The organism is Azohydromonas lata NBRC 102462 (assembly GCF_001571085.1).
Classification (GTDB): domain Bacteria; phylum Pseudomonadota; class Gammaproteobacteria; order Burkholderiales; family Burkholderiaceae_C; genus Azohydromonas; species Azohydromonas lata.
Window position 1 is genome coordinate 105,974 of the sequence record NZ_BCTC01000004.1, and the last position, 18,823, is coordinate 124,796.

The window sequence follows — 18,823 nt, forward strand, 5'->3', positions numbered from 1 at the left end:
CACCGCCCCATTCAGCCCCCACGCAGGGGTTGAGCTTGCTCGCCCTGGCGCTGGCGTGGCTGCTGGGCACGGCCTTGCAACTGCAGCAGCCGCGGCTGTGGGCGCCGGTGGTGGACGCGGCGCTGCTGCTGGGTGCGCCCCTTTTATGGCTCTCGTGGCGCTGGGCGCGCAGCTCGCGGCTGGTGGGCCGCTGGCGGCTGCTCTTCATGGCGCTGGCGCTGGGCGGTGCCGCGGCGCTGGGTGCGGCCAATGCCGGCCTGCAGGCCCGCGCGCGGCTGGCCGACGCGTTGCCGCCCGCGCTGGAGCGCCAGGCGGTGGAGCTCACCGGCGTGGTGGCGGAGCTGCCGCAGGACAGCGCCGAGGGCTTGCGCTTCATCCTGGCGGTGGAGGGCGCGCGTACGCCGGATGGCGCCCCGGCGGCGGTGCCTTCGCGCGTGTCGCTGTCCTGGAGCCGCAGCGGCCCGGACGAGCCGGCGCTGTCCTCGCCCGGGGTGGAGCTGCGTGCCGGCCAGCGCTGGCGGCTGTGGGCGCGGCTGCAGGCGCCGCATGCGCTGCTCAACCCGCATGGCTTCGACGGCGAGCTCTGGCTGTTCGAGCGCGGGTTGCGCGCCACGGGCAGCGTGCGCGGGGAGCCCGCGCAGCCGAGGTTGTTGGCCGAGGGCCAGTGCTGCGACGTGGAGCGCGCGCGCCAGTCGGTGCGCGAGGCCATTGCCGCGCAGGTGAGCGACCCGCGCGCTGCCGGCGTGCTCGCCGCGCTGGCCGTGGGCGACCAGGCCGCCATAGAGCGGGCCGACTGGTCGCTGTATCGCGCCTCCGGCACGGCGCACCTCATGGCCATCAGCGGGCTGCACATCACGATGTTCGCGTGGCTGGCGGCGCAGGCCGGGGGCGCGCTGTGGCGGCGCAGCGCCGCCCTGTGCCTGTGGCTGCCCACGCCGTGGGCCGCGCGCGCCTTGGGCGTGCTGCTGGCCGCGGCCTATGCGCTGCTGGCCGGCTGGGGCGTGCCGTCGCAGCGCACGGTGTGGATGCTGGGCTGTGCGGCGCTGCTGCACCTGCTCGGGGCCCGCTGGCCCTGGCCGCTGGTGTTGGGTGCGGCGGCCGTGGTGGTGAGCGCGCTGGACCCGTGGGCGCTGTTGCAGGCCGGGTTCTGGCTGTCCTTTGCCGCTGTTGGGCTGCTCATGGCCTCGGAGCCGGCGCAGCCCGCGGCGGTGGCCCGTGTCGATATCGATGCCGATGCGCCGCCAGGCCCGGCACGGCGTGCCCTGGCGCTGCTGCGCGGCGCGGTGCGCACGCAACTCGTGGCCACGGTCGGCCTGGCGCCGCTGACGCTGCTGCTCTTTCAGCAGTTCTCGGTGGTTGGGCTGCTGGCCAACCTGGTGGCCATTCCGCTGGTGACACTGGCCGTCACGCCGCTGGCGCTGCTGGGCGTGCTTTGGGCGCCGCTGTGGAGCGTGGCGGCGGTGCTGCTGTTGGCCCTCAACGCCGTGTTGGCGTGGCTGGTGGGCTTGCCGGGCGCGGTATGGATCACAGGCGTGGCGCCGGGGTGGGCGCAGTGGGCGGCGCTGCTGGCCGGGGTACTGGCGGTGGCGCCGCTGCCGTGGCGGCTGCGGCTGCTGGCCGTGCCGCTGCTGCTGCCGGTGGCGCTGCCGCCGCCGTCAAGGCCGGCGCCGGGCTTCTTCGAAGTGGTGGCGGCGGACGTGGGCCAGGGCAACGCGGTGCTGGTGCGCACGCACGCGTCGGTGCTGGTCTACGACAGCGGCCCGCGCTACGGCCCGGGGCGCGACGCGGGCGAGCGCGTGCTCGTCCCGCTGCTGCAGGCCTTGGGCGAGCGCCGGGTGGACACGCTCGTCATCAGCCATCGCGACATGGACCACGCCGGCGGTGCCGCCTCGCTGCTGCGTGCGCTGCCCGTGGGCGAGCTGCGCAGCTCGCTGGAAGCGGGTCATGCACTGCTGGCCGCGGGCGTGGCTCACCAGCGCTGCGAGGCCGGCCAGCGCTGGGAGCGCGACGGGGTGCGCTTTGCCGTGCTGCACCCCCGCGCATCGGACTACGCCGTCGCCAACGCTCGGCCCAATGCCCTGAGCTGCGTGCTGCAGGTGACGGACGCGGCCGGCCGCCGCCTGCTGCTCTCCGGCGACATCGGTGCGGCGCAGGAAGCCGCGCTGCTGGCGGCCGACGCCGCGGCGCTGCGCAGCGCGCTGCTGCTGGTGCCGCACCACGGCAGCGGCGGCTCCTCTTCGCCGGCTTTCCTGGACGCCGTGGCGCCGGAAGTGGCCATCGTCCAGGCCGGGCACCACAACCGCTTTGGGCACCCGGCCCCCGACGTGGTGCAGCGGCTGCGCGATCGGGGCATCGAAATGGTGCAGACGCCGGACTGCGGCGCCTGGCGCTGGCGCGATGGTCAGTCCAGTTGCGAGCGCCTGCTGCGTCCGCGCTACTGGCGGCACGGTTTGAGCTAGTGCAACCCTCCCGGCCCTGGGCGAGGCAACCGCCCAACGGCCACCGCTCCGGAATAACCCGGGTGCGAGAATTCAGAATCAACTCTTCCTAGCCATACGAGAGGGAACGCCGTCGTGTCCATCCATGTCGCGCTGCACCACGTCACGCACTACCGCTACGACCGCCGCGTGGGCTTGTCGCCGCAGCTGGTGCGCCTGCGCCCCGCGCCGCACTGCCGTACGCCGATCCTGAGCTACTCCTTGCGGGTCGAGCCCGCCGAGCACTTCATCAACTGGCAGCAGGACCCGTTTGCCAACTACATCGCCCGCCTGGTGTTCCCGGAAACCACGACGGAGTTCAAGGTCACGGTCGATCTCGTGGCCGAGATGTCGGTCTACAACCCCTTCGACTTCTTCCTGGAGCCGCAGGCCGAGAAGTTTCCCTTCGAGTACGCGGCCGAGGCCAAGCCGGACCTCGTGCCCTACCTCAAGACGCTGGAGTCCAGCCCCAGGCTGGACGCCTTCGTGGAAAGCATTTCCCGCGAACCGCAGCCCACGGTGAACTTCCTGGTCGCGCTCAACCAGCGCGTGCAGGAGGAGGTGGGCTACCTCATTCGCCTGGAGCCCGGCGTGCAGACGCCGGAAGAGACGCTGGAAAAGCGCAGCGGCTCCTGCCGCGACTCGGCCTGGCTGCTGGTGCAGGTGCTGCGCCGCCTGGGCCTGGCGGCGCGCTTCGTCTCCGGCTACCTGATCCAGCTCGTCCCGGACGTGAAGTCGCTGGACGGCCCCTCGGGCGCCGAGACCGACTTCACAGACCTGCACGCCTGGTGCGAGGTCTTCCTGCCCGGCGCGGGCTGGATCGGCCTGGACCCGACCTCGGGGCTGCTGGCCGGCGAAGGCCACATTCCCGTGGCCTGCACGCCTGAGCCCTCGACGGCGGCGCCCGTCTCCGGCGCGGTGGACAAGTGCGAGGTGGAGTTCGAGCACCTCATGGCGCTCACCCGCGTCCACGAGTCGCCTCGCGTCACCAAGCCCTACACCGAGGAGCAGTGGAGCGGCCTGGTCGAGCTGGGCCGCCGGGTGGATGAGCAACTGCAGGCGCAGGACGTGCGGCTGACCATGGGTGGCGAGCCCACCTTCGTCTCCGTGGACGACCGCGACGGCGCCGAGTGGAACACCGACGCCATGGGCCCCACCAAGCGCGGCCGTGCCATCGAGCTGCTGCACCGGCTGCACGGCGAGTACGGGCGCGGCGGCTTCCTGCACTTCGGCCAGGGCAAGTGGTATCCGGGCGAGCAACTGCCGCGCTGGGCCATGACCATCGCCTGGCGCGCCGACGGCCAGCCGGCGTGGAACGACCCCTCGCTGTTTGCCGACGAGCGCGAGCCGCAGCCCTACACGGCCGACGACGCGCAGCGCTTCATCACGCGGCTGGCGTCGCGGCTGGCGGTCAACGCCGCCCACGTCATGCCTGGCTTCGAGGACGCCTGGTACCACTTGTGGCGCGAGCGCCGGCTGCCGGTGAACGTCGATCCCCTGGACTCCAAGCTGGACGACGAGCTGGAGCGCGTGCGCCTGCGCCGCGTCTTCGCCAAGGGTCTGGATGCCGTCACCGGCTACGCGCTGCCCGTCAAGCGCGAGAGCGCCGGCTGGGCCAGCGGCCCGTGGTTCCTGCGCGACGAGCGGCTGTACCTGCTGCCCGGCGACTCGCCCATGGGTTTCCGGTTGCCGCTGGACTCGCTGCCCTGGGCCTCCGAAGAGGACAAGCAGCAGGACTTCATGCCCGACCCGTTCGCGGCGCGCGGGCCTTTGCCCGCAAGCGGGGCGGCGTCGGCGCCGCTGGCGCAACCCCATCCGCACCAGCCCGGCTATGACGCGCACCGCAGCGGCGCCGGTTGGGCCGAGGGCGGCGTGGTCGCGCTGCAAGGCCAGCCCTGGCCCGGCGACGTGCAGGACGCCGGCCTGGCCGCCGCGGGCGGCATGGGGGGCGGCGCTGCCGGCGGCGATGGCCTGGGGCAGGGCACGGGCGTGCTGGGGGCGGACGGCGGCTTTGCCGCCACTTCGGCCTCCGCGCAGCACGGCATGCCGGGGCGGCAGGAGTCGGCCGGCTGGATCACGCGCACGGCGCTGTGCGTGGAAGTGCGTGACCCGGCGCGGGCCAACGGGCCCAAGGCCGAGGTGGCGTCCAAGGCCACCACGGGGGCCATCTACATCTTCATGCCGCCGCTGCAGCACCTGGAGCACTACCTGGAGCTGCTGGGCCACGTCGAGGCCACGGCCAAGGAGCTGGGCGTGCGCATCGTGCTGGAGGGCTACGGCGCCCCGCGCGACCCGCGTTTGAAGATCCTGCAGGTCACGCCGGACCCGGGCGTGATCGAGGTGAACATCCACCCGGCCGAGCGCTGGGACGACCTGGTCGCCCACACCGAATTCCTCTACGACGCGGCGCACCACAGCCGGCTGTCCACCGAGAAGTTCATGCTGGACGGCCGCCACACCGGCACCGGCGGCGGCAACCACCTGGTGCTGGGCGGCGCCACGCCAGCAGACAGCCCCTTCCTGCGCCGGCCGGACCTGCTGGCCAGCCTGCTGACCTACTGGCACAACCACCCCAGCCTGAGCTATTTGTTCAGCGGCCTCTTCATTGGCCCCACCAGCCAGGCGCCGCGCTTCGACGAGGCGCGCGACGACCAGGTCTATGAAATCGAGATCGCCCTGGCCGAGCTGGAGCGCCAGAACGCCGGCCCGGCGGGCGTGCCGCCGTGGCTGGTGGACCGCCTGTTCCGCAACCTGCTGATCGACGTCACCGGCAACACGCACCGGGCCGAGTTCTGCATAGACAAGCTCTATTCGCCGGACGGCCCAACCGGCCGGCTGGGTCTGCTGGAGTTGCGCGCGTTCGAGATGCCGCCGCATGCGCGCATGAGCCTGGCGCAGCAACTGCTGCTGCGCGCGCTGGTGGCGTGGTTCTGGCGCGAGCCCTACCGCGGCCGCGGCGACACGCGGCTCACGCGCTGGGGCACGGCGCTGCACGACCGCTTCACGCTGCCGACCTTCGTGCGCATGGACTTCGAGGACGTGCTGGCCGACCTGCGCGGCGCGGGCCTGGCCTTCGACGGCGCCTGGTTTGGGCCGCACTTCGAGTTCCGCTTCCCCGTCATCGGCGCCATGGCTACGCAGGGCATGGAGCTGGAGCTGCGCACGGCGCTGGAGCCCTGGCATGTCATGGGCGAGGAGGGCTTCGCAGGCGGCACGGTGCGCTACGTGGACTCGTCGCTGGAGCGGCTGGAGGTCAAGGTCACGGGGCTCAACGGCAACCGGCACGTCGTCACCGTCAACGGCCGCGCGCTGCCGCTGCAGCCCACGGGGCGCGTGGGCGAGTTCGTCTGCGGCGTGCGCTACCGCGCGTGGCAGCCGCCGTCGGCACTGCACCCGACTATTGGCGTGCACGCGCCGCTGACCTTCGACCTCGTGGACCGCTGGGCCTCGCGCTCCGTGGGCGGCTGCCGCTACCACGTGGCGCATCCGGGCGGGCGCAACTACTCGACCTTCCCGGTCAACGCCTACGAGGCCGAGAGCCGCCGCCTGGCCCGCTTCTTCAAGCTGGAGCACACGCCGGGCCGCATGCAGGTCTCGCCGGCGCGGCCCAGCCTGGAGTTCCCGTTCACGCTGGATTTGCGCATGCCGGGTTGAGGCGATGAGAGTCGCCACCCCGCGCACCCGTCCGCGCACGGTGGCCAGCGCTGCGGACTGGCTCACGCGTCTGCCCCCGTCCGGCACGCTGGACGAGTGGCGCGCGCCGGACCGCAACCTGAGCCCCTCGTGGCAGAAGCTGCTGGCCTCGCTGCCGGCGCGGCCGCAGGCCTTCGGCGCCGAGCTGCAGCGCCGCGCGCAGCAGCTCGCGCAGCAACTGCGCGCCGACGCCATCACGCACAACGTGCACGGCACGGAGCAATCGCTGCCCTGGGCGCCGGAGCTGCTGCCGCTGGTCATGGAGCCCGCCGATTGGGCCGCCATAGAGCGCGGCGTGGCGCAGCGCGCGCAGCTCCTGCAGCTCATGCTGGCCGACCTCTACGGCGGGCGGCAGCACCTGCTCAAGCGCGGGCTGCTGCCGCCGTCGCTGCTGTTTCGCCACCCGGGCTACCTGCGGCCGCTGAACGGCTTCTCGCCGCCGGGCGGGCTGTACCTGCACGTCGTCTCCTTCGAGCTGGCACGCGGCCCCGACGGGCGCTGGTGGGTGACCTCGCAACGCACGCAGACGGCCGCGGGCCTGGGCCACGTGCTGCAGCACCGGCTGATCGTGTCGCGGCTCTTCCCCGAGGCCTTCGAGCAGTTGCGGGTGCAGCACATGGCCTCGACCTACCGGCGGCTGCTGCAGTCGCTGCGCGGGCAGGCGGCCATGGCGGCCGCGGACGCGCATCCGCGCCTGGCGGTGCTCACCGCCGGGCCGGACGCGCCGGGCTACTTCGAGCACGCCTATCTGGCGCGCTACCTGGGCCTGCCGCTGGTGGAGGGCGGCGACCTCACGGTGCGCGGCGAGCGGCTGTACGCCAAGATGCTCGAAGGGCTGGCGCCCGTGCACGGGCTGCTGCGCATGATCGACGACAACCAGTGCGACCCGCTGGAGCTCGACGAGCGCCAGGGCTGCTACGGCGTGCCGGGGCTGCTGCAGGTGCTGCGTGCCGGACGGCTGGCGCTGGCCAATGCGCCGGGCAGCGGCTTCCTGGAGTCGCCGGCCCTGTCCGGTTTCCTGCCCGGCATCGCGCAGTCGCTGCTGGGCCAGCCGCTGCTGCTGCCTTCGCTGGCGTCGTGGTGGTGCGGCGAGGCCGCTGCCTGGGAAAGCGTGCGGCCACATTTGCCAAAACTGTGCATGCGCCCCAGTCTGGGGCCTGATGTTGGTGCGCTGCGCCCTGAGGGTGGGCGCATCGAGGAGGATCCGGAGGCCTGGACGCTGCAGGAGCGCCCCGGCCGGTCACAAGCGCTGCGCTGGCGGGAAGGGCGGCTGGAGGGCGTGCCGGTTGGGCTGCGCGTCTACGCCGTGGCCGACGGCACGGGCAACTGGCAGGTGCTGCCCGGCGGGTTTGGGCGCGTGCATGCCGATGCCGACGAGCCCTTGCTGCCCGCGCGCGGCAGCGCCATGGACCTGTGGGTGCGCACCGACGGCACGGTGGACACCTTCAGCATGCTCACCGGGCGGTTGAGCGTGGACGACATCCTGGCCCGTCGCGGCCCCGTGGCCAGCCGCACCGCCGAGAGCCTGTACTGGTTGGGCCGCTACACCGAGCGCACCGAACAGGCCGTGCGCCTGGCGCGCGCGGCGCTGCAGCGCAGCACGGGCACGGAGCTGCCGGCGCCCGTGCAGCGCGCGCTGCGCGTGCTGCTGCAGCGCGCGGGGCTGTTGGGCAGCGGCGGCGTCGCGCCTTCGCGCGCGGTGCTGCGGCGCTCGCTGCTCAAGGCCTTGGGCGAGGAAAGCGGCCTGGGCTGGCTGCTCACGGCGCTGTCACGCTCGGCGGGCAGCCTGCGCGAGCGGCTGTCGCCTGAGCAGTGGGGCCTGATGCGCAGCATGGGCCAGGACTTGCGCGCCACGCTGCGGCCCGCGGACAAGGCCGCACCCACCACCAACGAGGTGCTGCGCGCGCTGGACGAGCTGGCGGTGCAACTGGCGGCGGTCACCGGCGCGCAGTCCGACCGCATGACGCGCGACCACGGCTGGCGGCTGCTGACCGTGGGCCGCCACGTGGAGCGCCTGGTAAGCCACGCCACGCAGTTCGGCGTGCTGCTGCGCGAAGGGGCGCTGGCCGACGCCGAGGGCAACGCGCTGCTGCTGGAGCTCTACGACTCCACCATCACCTTCCGCGCCCGCTACCAGCGCCACCAGGACCTGCTGGCGCTGGTGGACCTGCTGGTGCTGGACGACAACAACCCGCGCGCCTGGGCCTGCATCCTGCGCCGGCTGCGCACCGAGCTGCGCAAGCTGCCCATCGCCGCCGACGTGGCCGACGAGCTGCTTTCCGGGTTGCCCGCACAGGGCCCGGGCCTGACACTGCAGACGCTGCGCGGCTTGGACGACGAGGCGCTGCGCCGCCGCCTGGACGCGCTGGCCGCGCAGCTGGCCGACGCCGGGGCGCAGCTCTCCGACGACATCGGCAAGCGCTTCTTCGCCCACGTCAGCGACCCGCTGCAAAAGCCATGAGCACCCGACCCGAATCCGAGCCGGCAGCGCCCGCGCCGTCCGACGCCGAGCCCGGCGCGCCTGCGGCCGTGGAGGCGGTTGCCGCCGCACCCGCGCCCGGAACTCCCGCCGCGGACCCTGCCGGTGCGGCCGTGCCCGCCGTGGCGTCCGCGCCCACGGTCGACGCCGCTGCGAAGGCCGAGGAAACGCCCGCGGCCGAGCCGCCGCATTTGGGCCTGGCCGTGGAGCACGTCACCGAGTACCACTACGGCAGCGCGGTGGAGCTGGCGCAGCACGTGGCCTGGCTGCGCCCGCGCGAGGAGCCCTGGCAGCAGTTGCAGGAGTTCGACCTGCGCATAGAGCCGCCGCCGGACCACGCGCGCGAGGACATGGACCGTCACGGCAACCCGCGGCTGCTGTTCAGCCTGGCGCGAGCGCACGATGCGCTGCAGGTGCGCGCGCGCAGCCGGGTGCGGCTGCACCCGCGTGGTGCGTCGCTGCAGCCCTCGGCCTCCCAGCCTTGGGAGGCGGTGGCGCGGCGGCTGCGCTTTCGCGCGGGCTGGACCTGGGAGCCGGCGGCGGAGTTCACCGCCTGGTCGCCCTTCGTCCCGCGCCTGCCGGCGTTGCGCGAGTACGCCGCGCCCAGCTTCACGCCTGGCCGGCCGCTGGCCGAGGCCGCCATCGAGCTGATGGAGCGCGTGCACGACGAGTTCGAGTACCGCAGCGCCAGCACCCAGATCGACACGCCGCTGGCCGAGGTGCTGCAGCGCCGCCGCGGCGTGTGCCAGGACTTTGCGCACGTGCTGGTGGGCGCGCTGCGCGCCATGGGGCTGGCCGCGCGCTACGTCAGCGGCTACCTGCTCACGCGCCCGCCGCCGGGGCGCCCGGCGCTGGTGGGCGCCGACGCCTCGCACGCGTGGGCCGCGGTGTGGTGCCCGCGCGCCTATGCCGACGAGGATGCCAACGGCGCGTGGCTGGAGCTGGACCCGACCAACCGCGTCGTCCCGGACATCGAGCACCTGCGCGTGGCCGTTGGGCGCGACTTCGGCGACGTCACGCCGCTGCGCGGCGTCATACGCGGCGGCGGCTCGCATACGCTGGGCGTGCGCGTGCATACCGTGCGCTGGGGCAAGGCCGGCGAAGAGGCCGCGGCCGACACTGAAGTGGTTTGAAGCGGCATGTCGCATGCCGCTCCAGCGTGTGCCCGCGCTGCGGGTGAGGCCGTGGCACACAAGTTGCGAAAGCGCTGCAGGAAGGAGCCAGAACGATGAGACCCAGCTTCGACGAGATGCGTCCTCACCCGGATGCGGTCCGCGAGCATTACCGACGCTTCGCACAGTGGCTGCAACGCCAGCCCCGCGAGCTCATGGATGCACGGCGCCAGGAAGCGGAAATGATCTTCCGCCGCGTGGGCATCACCTTCGCCGTCTACGGCGCGCAGGATGACGGAGCCGGCACCGAGCGGCTCATCCCCTTCGACCTGATCCCCCGCGTGATCCCTGGCGCGGAGTGGAAGCGCATGGCGCAAGGCCTGCGCCAGCGCGTCACGGCGCTCAACCGCTTCATTGCCGACGTGTACGGCAAGCAGGAGATCCTCAAGGCCGGCATCGTCCCGGCCGAGCAGGTGCTCCACAACGCTCAGTACCGGCCTGAGATGGCCGGCGTGAAGCTGCCGCACGACATCTACTCGCACATTGCCGGCATCGACCTGGTGCGCGCGGCCAACCCCGACGGCACGGGCACCAACTACGTGCTGGAAGACAACCTGCGGGTGCCCAGCGGCGTGAGCTACATGCTGGAGAACCGCAAGATGATGATGCGGCTCTTCCCCGAGCTCTTCGCGCAGGAGCGCATCGCGCCCGTGGCCCACTACCCGGACCTGCTGCTGGAGACGCTGCGCTCCGTGGCGCCGGCCGGCGTGGAAGATCCCACCGTGGTGGTGCTCACGCCCGGCATGTACAACTCGGCCTACTTCGAGCACGCCTTCCTGGCGCAGCAGATGGGCGTGGAGCTGGTGCAGGGCTCGGACCTGTTCGTGCGCGACGACACGGTGCACATGCGCACCACGCGCGGCGCGCGCCGCGTGGACGTGATCTACCGCCGCATCGACGACGACTTCCTGGATCCGCAGGCCTTCCGCGCCGACAGCGCCCTGGGCTGCGCGGGCCTCATGCAGGCCTACCGCGCCGGGCGCGTGACGCTGTGCAATGCCGTGGGCACGGGCATCGCCGACGACAAGTCCATCTACCCCTACGTGCCGCGCATGGTGGAGTTCTACCTGGGCGAAAAGCCCATTCTGGAGAACGTGCCCACCTACCTGTGCCGCGAGGAAGAGTCGCTCAAGTACGTGCTGGCCAACCTGCAGGAGCTGGTGGTCAAGGAAGTCCACGGCGCCGGCGGCTACGGCATGCTGGTGGGCCCGGCCTCGACCAAGGCGGAGATCGAGGACTTCCGCGCCAAGATCGTCGCCAACCCGCACCACTACATCGCCCAGCCCACGCTGAGCCTGTCCACTTGCCCGACCTATGTGGAGTCGGGGATCGCGCCGCGGCACATCGACCTGCGTCCTTTCGTGCTCAGCGGCGCCAACGGCGTGCAGATGGTGCCCGGCGGCCTCACCCGCGTGGCGCTCAAGGAAGGCTCGCTGGTGGTGAATTCTTCGCAGGGTGGCGGCACCAAGGACACCTGGGTGCTTGAGGAATAAGAAGGAAAGGACGCAACGTCATGCTGTCGAGGACCGCGGACCATCTGTTCTGGATGGCCCGCTACATGGAGCGCGCGGAAAACACAGCGCGCATGCTGGACGTCAACCTGCAAACTTCGCTGCTGCCGCAGTCGGCCGATCGCGCCGAAGCCGGCTGGCGCGGATTGCTGGGCATCTCCGAGCTGGAAGACAACTTCAAGAAGAAGTACGGCGAGGTCAACTCCGCCAACGTCATGCACTTCATGGTGCGCGACGAGCACAACCTCTCCAGCATCCTGAACTGCCTGCGCGCGGCGCGCGAGAACGCCCGCGCCGTGCGCGGCGCGCTCACCACCGAGGTCTGGGAAACCCAGAACCAGACCTGGCTGGGCTTTCTCAAGCAGATGCAAAGCGGCAACTTCGACCGCGACCCGGCCTCGTTCTTCGACTGGGTCAAGCACCGCTCGCACCTGAGCCGCGGCGTGCGCACGGGCACCATGCTGGAAGACGAGGCGATGTACTTCCTGCGCCTGGGCACCTTCCTGGAGCGCGCGGACAACACCGCGCGGCTGCTGGACGCCAAGCTCCACGCCCTGGGCGGCTCCTTCACGCAGTCGCAAAACGGCAACGGCAACGGGCACGGACAGAGCCAAAGCCAGCAGGGCCACGAGACGCAGGAGGTGGACTTCTACTACTGGTCCGCGGTGCTGCGCTCGGTCTCGGCCTTCGAGATCTACCGCAAGGTCTATCGCAACGTGATCCGGCCGGAGAAGGTGGCCGAGCTGCTCATCCTGCGCCCGGACATGCCTCGCTCGCTTGTGGCCTGCCTCAACGGGATCATGGAGCAGCTCCAGCTGGTGGCCAACGACCACAGCGACGAGACGATGCGCCTGGCCGGCAAGTTGCAGGCGCAACTGCGCTGGGGAACCATCGAAGAGATCATGGAAGGCGGCCTGCACGACTACCTGGTCGAGTTCCTGCGCAGCGTGGGCGACCTGGGCGTGGGGATCAGCCAGGACTTCCTGGTGCCCATGGCGGCCTGAGTTTTCCGTCGCGCCACAGTGCCCGGCCCCGCGCCGGGCGGCTTGCCGGCTTAGTGCCCAATGAACAACGCCCGCCTCACGCGGGCGTTGCTGTTGTTGCGGCGCTGCCCGTCAGGGCGCTGCCGGCACGTGGTGCAGCCGCTGGTCCAGCTCGGCCAGCACCTGTCCCATGTCCAGCGGCTTGGTCCAGTAGCTGTCGAAGCCCGCGGCCAGGGCGGCGCGGGTGTCCTCGGTGAAGGCATCGGCCGACACGGCGATGGCCGGCACGCCGCGCAGCGCCGCGTGTTTCGCCCGCAGCAGTGCCAGCAGCTCGGTGCCGCTGCCGTCGGGCAAATTCATGTCCAGCAGCAGCAGGTGCGGGCGGAACTCCGGCGCGGTGGCCAGGGCCTCGGCCTGCGTGGTGGCCACGCGCAGCACCCAGTGCGGACGCTGCGCCAGCAGCGCCTCCATCAGCAGCACGTTGAGCGGGTTGTCCTCCACATAGAGCAGCCGGCGCGCGGGCGTGGCGGCGTCGTCCGCGGCGGACTGCGCCGGGGGCAACGCGAGGCCGCTGCGCACCGGCGCTTGGGCGGGCAGCAGGCAGGAAGGCTTTTCCGGCGGCGTGGAAGCCGCGCGCATCTCCTGCGCCAGCTTCAGCAGCGTTTGGGCGCAGGCATCGATCAGCTCAACCTGCCGCTGCTGCTCGGCACCCAAGGAGCCGTCCTGCGACAGCAGTTGCGTGAAACCCAGGATGCCGTGCACGGACGTGCGCAGCTCATGGCTGGCGTGCGCCAGGAATTCGCTCTTGCCGCCGCTGTCGCATGGCGGAGCCTTGCCACCCCCAGCCTGCACCGCGGCCAATGCCGGCGAGGCGGCAGTGAAGGCGTAGTGACAGGCCGTCGTGGACATAGCGGTAAGCTCCCTCAAGTTTTGTCAACAAATGTTAAAGCTTTGGGCTTGCGCCGGGTGGTTGCCGAATTGCGTAAGCGGGTAAAGCTTGACTTGAGGCGTCATGTGCATGCCGACTGCCGGCGGCGCGCTTTCGCGCCTGTTTTTGCGCCCGCTGGAGGCGCAGCGCTGCAGTGCGAGGCCTGAAACGCGGGGCGGCCACCGGTTGGCACGTTGCAGACGACACGACCCAGGCTCCTGCACCTCCCAGCCGTCAGGCAGGGCTGTACGAAGTACGGCTTGCAAGCGCTTCTGGACAAGCTATGCCTGAGCGGCACGGTGGCCGAGCCCGGCCGTCGCGAGCTTGGCCGGCGGCGTCAGCGCGCCGCGGCCACCGCCGCGCCCAGCTCTATCACTGCCAGCGCGTAGTAGCTGGACCAGTTGTAGCGGGTGACGGCGTAGAAATTCCTGGTTCCGGCCACGTAGCTGGGCTCGCCGTCGCCGTTGAAGAGCTGCACCAGCGCCAGCGGGCCGTCCAGCTCTTGCGCCCCACGCTCCAGCGCGGCGCCGTGCTCGGCGAACTGCGCCGGGGTGAAGCTGGGCAGGATGTCCGGCGCCAGCAGCACGGCACGCTGCGCGGGGTCCGTGGGCGGCGCGACCGAGAAGTGCGTGGGCAGCCCCGGCTGCCAGCCGTGCGAGGCCAGGTAGTTGGCGACGCTGCCTATGGCGTCGGCGGCACTGCCCATGAGGTCCACGTGGCCGTTGCCGTCGAAGTCCACGGCCAGCTTGTTGATGTTGCTGGGCATGAACTGCGGCAGGCCCACGGCGCCGGCGTAGGAGCCGCGCACGCCGGTGGCCTCCATGCCTTCGCGCTTGGCCCACACCAGCAGTTGGGCCAGCTCGTCGCGGAAGAAGCCGCTGCGGTCGCTGCGGCCGCTGGGGAAGTCGAAGGAGAGGGTGGCCAGCGCGTCCAGCACGCGGAAGGACCCCATGTTGCGGCCGTAGTAGGTCTCCACGCCGATGATGCCCACCACCAGCGCCGCGGGCACGCCCCAGCGCTCCTCGGCCAGGGCGAGCCAGCGCTCGTTCTCCTCCCAGAAGCGGCGCCCGGCGGCAACGCGCTGCGGCTCCACGAAGCGGGCGCGGTAGGCGGCCCAGTTCTTCGCCGTGGACACGGGCGGCGGCATGATCAATTTCGCCACGTTGGGCAGGTAGCGCGCCTGCTGCAACTGGCGCTGTACCCACTCGGGGTCCAGTTCGAAGCGCTCGGCCATGTCGGCGCCGAAGCGCATCACGTCCTCGCGGCGGCCGTAGGTGACGACGTCCGGGTCGCTGTCGCTGCGCGCGGTGCGCGCGGCGGTGGACGTCTTCTTGGCCGTCGCCTTGGCCTTTGAAGCGTGGTGCGGTGCGGTGGCGTGGACGGGAAGGAGGGCGAAGGACAGGGCGGCCGCGGCGAGGGCGGCGCGCAGGGGCAGTCGGCAGGGCATCTCGGGATTATCGCGAGCGCGCCGCCGCGTCCCCGGCTGGCGGCGTGCCCGCGGCCAACGTGGTGGGCGTGTCCGTGCGGGAAGTCCCGCGCGCGGCCGGCGTGCCGGCCACCGCGCGCTCGAAACCGCGCCGCCAGCGCCGCAGCTCGCGTGCGCCCGCACCCGGCCCGCGGCCGTAGCGCAGCGCCTCCAGCGCCAGCAGCGCCTCCTGCACCGGCGCGCCGGCGGCGCCCAAGTGCTGCTGCACGCGCGTGGCCAGCGCGCGCGGCGTGTCGTGGGGTGCGCACGTGACGCCCAGCCGCCCCAGGCCGCGTGCCAGCCGCGGTTGCAACTGCCGCCAGGGGTCGCGCGGGCGGCGCAAGGAGCGCGTGGCGGCCCAGGCGCCGGCGAGGCCGCCCAGGGCCAGCACGCCGCCCAACAGCCGCAGCAGCGTCCCGGTGTCCGGCGCGTGCAGGCCCAGGCGGCGCAGCAGCTCCATCTGCCGGGTGCCGGAATACTGCAGCAGGGCGCGGTTCCAGGTGCGATTGAACCCGCCCCAGGCCTGGCGCCACTGCTGCAGCAGCGCGGGGCTCCAGTGCTGCAGGGCTTGGGCGAGCAGGCCGTCGCCTTCAGCCAGCAGCTCGCCGCGCTGCACGCGCTCCGGGGCCACGGCGGCGGTGGGGTCCACGCGCTGCCAGCCGCGTCCTGCCATCCAGACCTCGGCCCAAGCGTGCGCATGGCGGTTGCGCACCGTCCACCAGCCGTCCTGCGGCAGTGGGTCGGCGCCCTGGTAGCCGGTGACCACGCGCGCGGGCAGGTCCAGCGCGCGCATCACCACCACGAAGGCGGCGGCGAAGTGCTCGCAAAAGCCCTCGCGGCGGTCCAGCCAGAAGGCGTCCACGGCGTCCTGGCCCAACGCGGCAGTGTCCTGTGGCGCCATGGTGTAGCTGTAGCCGCCGTTGCGGATGTGGGACAGCACGGTGGTCACCAGCGCCGGCGCGCCGGCCTGGGGCAGGCGGCGGCGCAGATCGGCCGCCCACTGCAGCGTGCGCGGGTTGTGGCCGGGGGGTAGCGCGGTGTCGGCGCGCAATGCGGGCGCGGCCTCGGTGGGCCCAAGCTCGAAGCCGGGCCAGGCCCGCGCCCGCAGCGCCAGCGGCTGCACCGGCGGGCGCAGCAGCGTCCATTGGCCTTGGGCGTTGAGCCGAGCGGCCGGCAGCGGGCTGTCCAGCAGCGGCGAGAGCTCCAGCAGCGGCAGCAGCGGCAGTGCCGAGGGCTGCAACTGCATCTCGTAGGGCAGGCCGGCGCCGTCGAGCTGCATGGGCGGCGGCGGGCCGGGCTGCAGGCGCGGCGTCCAGGTGTTGCCGTCGAACTCGGAGAGCACCGGTCCGCGCCAGTACAGCGCCTGCAGCGGCGGCACGGGGCCGTTGAAGCGCACGCGAAAGGCCACGCGGTCGTCGTTGGCCAGCGCGTGCATGCCCCCCAGGCTGAGCTGACCGGAGAGGCCCGTGTGCGCCGAGGGCAGGTCCGTCGGCGGGCCGAACAGCGGGCCCAGGCGGGGGAAGAAGAGGAACAGCAGCAGCGCCAGCGGCGCCCCGCGCAGCGCCGCGCCGGCCACCACGCCCGCGGCCTCGCGCAGGCGGGGGTAGCCCAGCGGGCGGTGCGCCAGCACCAGCACCGTCATCAGCCCCCAGGCCGACAGCGCCATGGCCAGCGCCAGTTGCGGCGTCTGGCCGTAGAGGAAGTGCGTGAGCACCAGGAACAACCCCAGGAAGAACACCACCAGCGCGTCGCGCCGCGCGTGCAGCTCCAGCGTCTTGAGCGCCATGAGCACCGCCAGCAGCGTCACGCCCGCGTCGCGCCCAAGCAGCGTGCCGTGGCTCCAGGCCGTGCCGGCCAGGGCCAGCGCCAGCAGCGACCAGCGCAGCCAGCGCGGCGGCAGCGGCTGGCGTTTCATGGCCAGCCGTGCCCGCCACAGCAGCGTGGCGGCCACCAGCGCGCCGCACCAGGCGGGCAGGTGCGGGGCATGGGGCAGCAGCGTCCAGGCGATGACGGCCAGCAGGAAGAGCAGGTCGCGCGTGGAGCGCGGCAGCGTCACGCCCGCGCGGTGGCCGTGCAGCGCGGTGCGCAGGTTCGCGAAGAGGGAAGGAAACGCCACGGCCCGCTTGTCAGTCCGACGCCGCCGTGCCCTGCGGCGCACTCCACAGCGCCAGCGCCTGCAGCAGCCGCTGCCGGTGCTGCGCACCGGTGGCGGCGGCGATGCGCACGCCGGGCAGCTCCAGCGCGCAGGGCACGTCGGCCCGCGAGGCGGCCTGCACCCAGGCGGCCAGGCGCGACAGGCGTGCCTCGGTGTCGCCCGCACCACTGCCCGCGTTGTTTCCCGCGTCCTGCCAGCGCAGCGCCAGCGGCGCGGGGCTGCCGGCCTGGCGCTCGCGCGTGACCAGCTCGCCGTGGTGGGCGCTCTTCTTCCACAGCAGCTCGTGCGGCGCGTCGCCGCGGCGGTAGGCGCGCACGCCGGAGAAATCGCCGTCCTCGCGCAGCGCGCGCGCGGTGGTGGCTTGTGGCTGGGCTTGCGGGCGCGGCAGCGGCGGCGCGTGGGTTTCCGGCGCGGGCCAGGCCAGCGCTTGGGCGGCCGGGCGCCACAGCGTCCAGGCGCAGAAGAGGCCCAAGGGGTAGCGCGTCTGCACGCGCAGCGTCGGCAATTCGTGGCGGCCGCGCGTCGGGGGCGTCCAGTGCAGCTCGACCACGGCGTGGCCTTGCGCCGGCACGTCCACCCAGGCCGGGCGCGAGCGCTTGCCTGTCTCCCACACCAGCGCGATGCCGTGGCGCGCCGCGCCGGGGTTCACGCACTCCACCTTCAGCGCCAGCGGCTGCCCGGCAAAGCCGGGTGCCGGCTCGCGCAGTTGGAATTGCAGCCCGCGCAGCGTGCGGTGCGTCATCAGCAGCGCGGCGAAGCCGGTGCCGGCCAAGGTGAAGCACATCAGGTAACCCAGCGAGAGCTGCAGGTTGATGGCCGCCAGCAACATGAGCGCCACCGTGGCGGCGAACAGCCAGCCCGCGCCCGTGGGCAGGATGTAGAGGCAGCGCTGCTCCACGACCCAGCGCGCGCTGCGCGGGTGGCGCCGCCGCAGCCAGCGGCGCACGAGGGCGCGCGGCAGCAGGCTCAGGGCCAAGTTGGGCGGCATGCGCGGCATAGGGCGGCGGCTTTCAGGGCAGGGGCACCGCCTCCACCAGGGCGCGCACCTGCGCGGCGCGGCCACGGCCGCTGTCGGCCGCCACCTGCAGCCGGTGCGCCAGCACCTGCTCGGCCACGCCTTGCAAATCGTCGGGGGCCACGTAGTCGCGGCCGTGCAGCAGGGCACGGGCGCGGGCGGCGCGCAGCCAGGCGATGCCCGCGCGCGGGCTCAGCCCTTGAGCGAACCAGCGACCGTCGCGCGTGGCGGCGATGAGGGCCTGCAAATAGTCCAGCAGCGCGTCCGACGCGTGCACGCGCAGCACGGCCTGCTGCGCGGCCAGCAGCGCCGCGGGCGCCATCACCGGCGCCAGCCGGGCGATGGAGGCGCGGCGGTCCTCGCCTGCCAGCAGCGCGCGCTCGCTGGCGCGGTCGGGGTAGCCCAGCGTCAGGCACATCAGGAAGCGGTCGAGCTGGCTTTCCGGCAGCGCGAAAGTGCCCAACTGGTCGCCGGGGTTCTGCGTGGCGATCACGAAGAAGGGCGAGGGCAGCTCGCGCGTGAGCCCCTCGATGCTCACCTGCTGCTCCTCCATCGCCTCCAGCAGCGCGCTTTGCGTGCGCGGGCCGGCGCGGTTGATCTCGTCGGCCAGCAGCACCTGGGTAAACACCGGGCCGGGATGGAAGACGAATTGCTCGCGGCTGCGTTCGTACACCCCCACGCCCAGCAGGTCGCTGGGCAGCAGATCGGCCGTGAACTGCACGCGCGTGAAGCGCAAGCCCAAAGAGACCGCCAGCGCGTGCGCCAGCGTGGTCTTGCCCACGCCCGGGAGATCCTCTATGAGCAGGTGCCCGCCCGCGAGCAGGCAGGCCACGCAGTCCTCGACCTGCGCGCGCTTGCCCACCACCACGCTGCCTATCTGCTCCACCAGCGTTTGCAACTGTTCCGTGAGTCGCGAATCCATGCGGGCACCTTAAATCACAATCC

The 18,823-nt window shown here is 72.6% G+C and carries 11 protein-coding genes; 6 read left to right on the forward strand and 5 right to left on the reverse strand.

Annotated elements, in window-relative coordinates; genetic code table 11:
* Positions 1 to 29: 29 nt before the first annotated feature.
* The 6 genes from ALA01S_RS03085 to ALA01S_RS03110 all read left to right on the forward strand — a co-directional run bounded on the left by ALA01S_RS03085 (position 30) and on the right by ALA01S_RS03110 (position 12,336).
* Positions 30 to 2,459, forward strand: a complete 2,430-nt coding sequence (locus ALA01S_RS03085) for a DNA internalization-related competence protein ComEC/Rec2 (protein ID WP_238455674.1) — start codon at positions 30 to 32, stop codon at positions 2,457 to 2,459.
* Between the two features lie 114 nt (positions 2,460 to 2,573).
* Positions 2,574 to 6,131, forward strand: coding sequence for a transglutaminase family protein (locus tag ALA01S_RS03090; RefSeq protein WP_066331889.1), 3,558 nt, complete (start codon positions 2,574 to 2,576; stop codon positions 6,129 to 6,131).
* Between the two features lie 4 nt (positions 6,132 to 6,135).
* Positions 6,136 to 8,631 carry a circularly permuted type 2 ATP-grasp protein gene (locus tag ALA01S_RS03095; RefSeq protein ID WP_157118728.1) on the forward strand — a complete coding sequence of 832 codons (2,496 nt, stop codon included), beginning with the start codon at positions 6,136 to 6,138 and terminating at the stop codon, positions 8,629 to 8,631.
* Positions 8,628 to 9,782, forward strand: coding sequence for a transglutaminase family protein (locus ALA01S_RS03100; RefSeq protein WP_084267163.1), 1,155 nt, complete (start codon positions 8,628 to 8,630; stop codon positions 9,780 to 9,782). The genes ALA01S_RS03095 and ALA01S_RS03100 overlap by 4 nt, the downstream gene beginning before the upstream one ends.
* Positions 9,783 to 9,877: 95 nt before the next feature.
* Positions 9,878 to 11,314 carry a circularly permuted type 2 ATP-grasp protein gene (locus tag ALA01S_RS03105; RefSeq protein WP_066331894.1) on the forward strand — a complete coding sequence of 479 codons (1,437 nt, stop codon included), beginning with the start codon at positions 9,878 to 9,880 and terminating at the stop codon, positions 11,312 to 11,314.
* Positions 11,315 to 11,334: 20 nt separating this feature from the next.
* Positions 11,335 to 12,336: an alpha-E domain-containing protein gene (locus ALA01S_RS03110; protein WP_066331896.1), complete on the forward strand. Its 1,002-nt coding sequence runs from the start codon at positions 11,335 to 11,337 to the stop codon at positions 12,334 to 12,336.
* A 111-nt stretch (positions 12,337 to 12,447) separates the two neighbouring features.
* On the opposite strand, the gene ALA01S_RS03115 is transcribed toward ALA01S_RS03110, so the two are convergent.
* The 5 genes from ALA01S_RS03115 to ALA01S_RS03135 form a co-directional block, all read right to left on the reverse strand.
* The gene (locus ALA01S_RS03115; RefSeq protein ID WP_066331898.1) at positions 12,448 to 13,224 is read right to left on the reverse strand and encodes a response regulator; all 777 of its coding nucleotides are present in this window, start codon (positions 13,222 to 13,224) and stop codon (positions 12,448 to 12,450) included.
* Positions 13,225 to 13,580: 356 nt separating this feature from the next.
* Positions 13,581 to 14,690 (reverse strand): lytic murein transglycosylase B, encoded by a 1,110-nt coding sequence (gene mltB / locus ALA01S_RS03120; protein WP_066331900.1) that lies wholly within the window; start codon positions 14,688 to 14,690, stop codon positions 13,581 to 13,583.
* Between the two features lie 7 nt (positions 14,691 to 14,697).
* Positions 14,698 to 16,824 (reverse strand): transglutaminase TgpA family protein, encoded by a 2,127-nt coding sequence (locus ALA01S_RS03125; RefSeq protein ID WP_169805841.1) that lies wholly within the window; start codon positions 16,822 to 16,824, stop codon positions 14,698 to 14,700.
* A 10-nt stretch (positions 16,825 to 16,834) separates the two neighbouring features.
* Complete coding sequence (locus ALA01S_RS03130; RefSeq protein ID WP_169805842.1) at positions 16,835 to 17,851, reverse strand: DUF58 domain-containing protein; 1,017 nt, start codon at positions 17,849 to 17,851, stop codon at positions 16,835 to 16,837.
* A 22-nt stretch (positions 17,852 to 17,873) separates the two neighbouring features.
* The gene (locus tag ALA01S_RS03135) at positions 17,874 to 18,800 is read right to left on the reverse strand and encodes an AAA family ATPase (protein WP_066331909.1); all 927 of its coding nucleotides are present in this window, start codon (positions 18,798 to 18,800) and stop codon (positions 17,874 to 17,876) included.
* Between the last annotated feature and the right edge of the window lie 23 nt (positions 18,801 to 18,823).